Annotated in this window: 5 protein-coding genes and 1 pseudogene; 5 read left to right on the forward strand and 1 reads right to left on the reverse strand. The window is 28.6% G+C overall.

What is annotated here, in order from left to right:
* Positions 1 to 274 precede the first annotated feature (274 nt).
* The 5 genes and pseudogenes from HMPREF0634_RS09915 (at position 275) to HMPREF0634_RS02100 (ending at position 3,785) form a co-directional block, all read left to right on the forward strand.
* Positions 275 to 787 (forward strand): annotated as a pseudogene (locus HMPREF0634_RS09915) (KilA-N domain-containing protein).
* 6 nt (positions 788 to 793) lie between these two features.
* Complete coding sequence (locus HMPREF0634_RS10135) at positions 794 to 940, forward strand: BsuBI/PstI family type II restriction endonuclease (RefSeq protein WP_276324344.1); 147 nt, start codon at positions 794 to 796, stop codon at positions 938 to 940.
* Between the two features lie 31 nt (positions 941 to 971).
* A complete protein-coding gene (locus tag HMPREF0634_RS02090) occupies positions 972 to 2,396 on the forward strand; it encodes an SIR2 family protein (RefSeq protein ID WP_007788574.1) in 1,425 nt (474 codons plus the stop codon).
* Positions 2,397 to 2,894 carry a TIR domain-containing protein gene (locus tag HMPREF0634_RS02095; protein ID WP_007788575.1) on the forward strand — a complete coding sequence of 166 codons (498 nt, stop codon included), beginning with the start codon at positions 2,397 to 2,399 and terminating at the stop codon, positions 2,892 to 2,894.
* 33 nt (positions 2,895 to 2,927) lie between these two features.
* A complete protein-coding gene (locus HMPREF0634_RS02100) occupies positions 2,928 to 3,785 on the forward strand; it encodes a hypothetical protein (RefSeq protein WP_040565637.1) in 858 nt (285 codons plus the stop codon).
* Positions 3,786 to 3,995: 210 nt separating this feature from the next.
* Here the strand turns inward: HMPREF0634_RS02100 and HMPREF0634_RS02105 are convergent.
* Positions 3,996 to 4,242, reverse strand: a 247-nt coding sequence (locus tag HMPREF0634_RS02105) for a transposase (RefSeq protein WP_007788572.1), incomplete at its 5' end; no start/stop codon positions are given.

Below are 4,242 nucleotides of genomic sequence, written 5' to 3' on the forward strand. Positions count from 1 at the left end.
ATATTGTACATCAAATATTTAAGTGCATTTAACATTCAAAAATATGATATAATATAAAGTGTTTATATATAGGTTAGTAGTAAAAAGTCTAATAAAATCAAGGGTTTTAGTGATTCTGTAAAAAAAATATAACCTATATGTTGTTTAGAGTTATCTAAATTTTAGATAGTTGTAAACAATACATAAAATAAAAAAGAGTACTACTTTGTCAAAGGTAAAAAAAGATAAAATAGAGGCTCAAGGTTTTAGTATAGAAGTATATACTGAAGATTATATGAATGATTATATTTCATTAACAGATATTGCCAAATATAAAAATGAAGATGATCCAAGGTTTGTTATACAAAATTGGATGAGAAATAGAAATACACTTGAGTTTATAGGATTGTGGGAGATATTAAACAATGAAAATTTTAACCGTGTGCAATTCGACACGTTTAAAATGGAAGCAGGGCTTAATAGATTTACCATGACGCCTCAAAAATAGATTGAAAGTACGAAGGCAAAAGGTATCGTGTCAAAAGCAGGTAGGTATGGTGGAACATATGCACATAGTGATATTGCATTAGAATTTGCTTCATGGTTATCACCAGAATTTAAATTATATATAATTCAAGACTGTAAGAGATTGAGAAATGATGAAACTTCTAAATTATCATTAACATGGAATTTACACAGAGAGATATCAAAAATTAATTATAAAATTCATACAGATGCAATTAAGACGTATATATTAAAAGATTTAGGCTCTATGTCAAATAACGTTGGTGATAATTTAAATCAATAAAAACGGATTTATTTTGTTGAGTCCGTAACTTCTGTGGGTGCAATGGAGCCAAAGCGAATAAAAGAAATTGAAAAAATGACAGAAAATGTTTCAGCCGGGAAAATATATGTAACGGCATTCTTGGATTTTAAAACATTTAAAACTAAATGGTGATAAATTCTTAGGACCGAGAGAATAGGGGGAGGTGTTTACTATTATTAAAGGTGAAGTATCAAAAAAAGATTTGATTAGAGAAGTTGAAAAAGCTATTAAAGGTGATGGATTAGGAGCATTTATTGGAGCAGGATTATCAATTACTGCTGGATTTTGTAGTTGGAAAGAACTTTTAAGAGAACCTGCAGAAGAAATTGGATTAGATGTTGAAAAAGAAAGTGATTTGGTTAACTTGGCTCAGTATTATTCTAATTCAAAAAAGAGAACATCAATAGATGATTTAATCAAGGATCAATTTTCTCAATTAGTAAAGCCTACTGAAAATCATAAACTATTATCCCAGCTGCCCATTTCAACTTTTTGGACAACAAATTATGATAGGTTAATAGAAAAAGCTTTAGAAAATAATATGAAAAAGCCTTATGTAAAAACAAAGGATGAACAATTAAGAGGTACAAATCATAATTTTGATGCGATAGTATATAAGCTGCATGGTGATGTAGGAACTCCTGAAGATGCAGTAATAACAAGAAGTGATTATGAAGAGTTTGGATATAACAAAAGAAAATTATTTAGAGAGGTTTTAGAGGGAGATTTGCTTACTAAAACATTTCTATTTTTGGGTTTTAGCTTTGAAGATCCAAATTTCAACTATGTAATTGGAAGATTAAGGGTGTTACTTGACGAAAAAAATACAAGAAAGCATTATTGTATTATGAAAAGAGTTCAGGATACCGTGGAGAATTCAGAATATGAAAAAGCAAAGCAAGAACTACGAATTGAAGATTTAAATAGGTATGGTATTTTTACTTGCTTGGTTAATGATTATAATGAAATTACTGAAATACTAAGTACACTTGTAGATAAATACAGACGAAAAACAATATTTATATCAGGTAGTGCATACTGTTATCCTGGTTATTCTCATGAAATCGCTCGAACTTTTATTCATAAATTATCTTTTGAACTATCGAAGAATGGTTATCGTATTGTGAATGGCTATGGAAAAGGTATAGGCGAATTTGTGTTAAATGGTGTTGCAGATTATTGTTTGACTCACAATTCTAAAATAAATGATTTTTTAACACTTATGCCTTTCCCACAGAATAGTTCATTAGGAATAGATTTAGATACCTTGTATAAAGAAAATAGAGAGCAGATGATTGAAAATTGTGGTATAGCAATATTCATTTTTGGGAACAAAGAAACAGAAAATATCGCAAGTGGAGTTTTAGAAGAATATGAGTTATCTAAAGAGCATGGATTAGCATGCTTACCTATTGAATATACTGGTGGGTCATCTAAAGAAATATATGATAAAGCAATTCAAGAAATCTCAGATAAAAATACAATAAAGGCAATTGAACAGGCAAATAAACAATGCGATGGAGATATTGATATGTCTGTTAGAAATATAATGCAAGCAGTTAAAATATTAAATAAGGAGGATTTTTAAATGACAAAAAGACAGGTATTCTTCAGCTTTCATTACGACAATGATAATTGGAGGGCGGGACAGGTTCGCAAAATGGGGAAAGTAGATAGCAGTTCCACCTTTTCTGATAATGACTGGGAAGAAGTAAAAGAAAAAAGTGAGAGTAAAATTAAAGAATGGATTGATGAACAATTAAATAAGCGTTCATGTTTAGTAGTTTTAATCGGAGAAAAAACAGCAAACAGAAAATGGATAAATTATGAAATAAAAAAAGCATATGAGTTGAATAAAGGAATCGTAGGAATTTATATCCACAAGTTGAAGAATTCATCTGGAGAGCAAGATAATAAGGGTGAGAATCCGTTTGATTATTTGATATTAAAAGGTGAAAAACTTTCAAAAAATGTAAAATGTTTTGATTCAGGTTATTCATCAAGTAAATATGTTTACAGCGATATTAAAGATAACATTGAAGATTTAATAGAGCATGGTATAGAACATAAACCACCTACTTGGTAATTGTTTATACAGGGAGTATAGGAGATATCTTTTATGGATGGAATCGATAGAGTTAGTTTGTATCAGAGTGTACAAAGTATTATAGTAGATGAAAACAAAGATTGCTTGAATGGTTTTATTTTTGAACAATTTGAGGGCTATTTTTGGATTAATTTATCTAACCTTTTAAAACTAAACATAGCAATACTTACTGGAATTGAAGAAAAATTTTTAATTAATTCATATAACATGGAAATTGATAAATTTGAGTTCAATGAAGTATATATTAAAAACTTAAACAGATTCAAATTGGAAAATGATTTTATCAATGAGAAAAATCTCAGTAAATTGGAAAGTTTTACGGAGACTATTGGTAAATCAAAAGATGAATATTATGCATTTAATTCACTAATAAAGTTATTAAGCGATATAAACAATTCCATAATTAATCAACCTCAGACTAATGGAGGATATATTCATAATAGTAAAGTAAACATGGATTATTTTGCTAGGAATAAAGTTTTCTTATCTCATGCTTTTGACGATAAACTATACACACTGTCGCTGTTTATTTTTATGCTAAAAAAAGATATATTTTTATATGTTGACTGGATATTTTCTCCAAATTTCAAAAACGGAGTTGATATAAAAAACAATTTATCAAAACATCTTTCAGAGTCAAGGCAATTATTATTTTTGAGAACTGTTAATAGTGAGTTTTCTATACGTGGTAGTGGAAATATACGTGGCTGGTGTTCTTGGGAATTAGGCACTTTCTATACATTGAATAAAATGCAAAGTGATGATAAGTATTATATTGAGCTGTACAAGAGTAAAAATAACAAACAAAATAATAAGCAATTAGATGGTATTAAGCCGTTAAAGACTATTTTCCCCGGGAGATTAGCATAAAAGAAAAAAATCTTAAATATAAATTTTCAAATTTAGCAATGTGAATATTGTAATAATAGTATCACTCTTGATACTGTTTTGATACTAAAAACCTCTAAAAATACAAAAAACAGGTATAAAAACTGCTTAAAATAGAAACAAAAAAGATACTAATATAGGCTCTATGTCAAATAACGTTGGTGATAATTTAAATCAATAAAATCTATTAAATTATGCGGCAGCATTCATAGCAAAATTATAGCTATGGATGTTGCCTTTTTGTATCTTATACCTTTCCATTAGCATTATCCTTGCCTTAAAATTCCTAAAACTCCTGTATCCGTAGGATACTCTTTTAATTACCTTTATCTTATTATTCTTACCCTCCACCATGGCATTCGTATAGTCATATTTTAATGAGTTAACCACATACTTTCTAAGCTTTTTAAGGGTTTTTATACTCTTCCTAAAACACATC

The sequence above is a fragment of the Peptostreptococcus stomatis DSM 17678 genome, assembly GCF_000147675.1.
Taxonomy (GTDB): Bacteria; Bacillota; Clostridia; order Peptostreptococcales; family Peptostreptococcaceae; genus Peptostreptococcus; species Peptostreptococcus stomatis.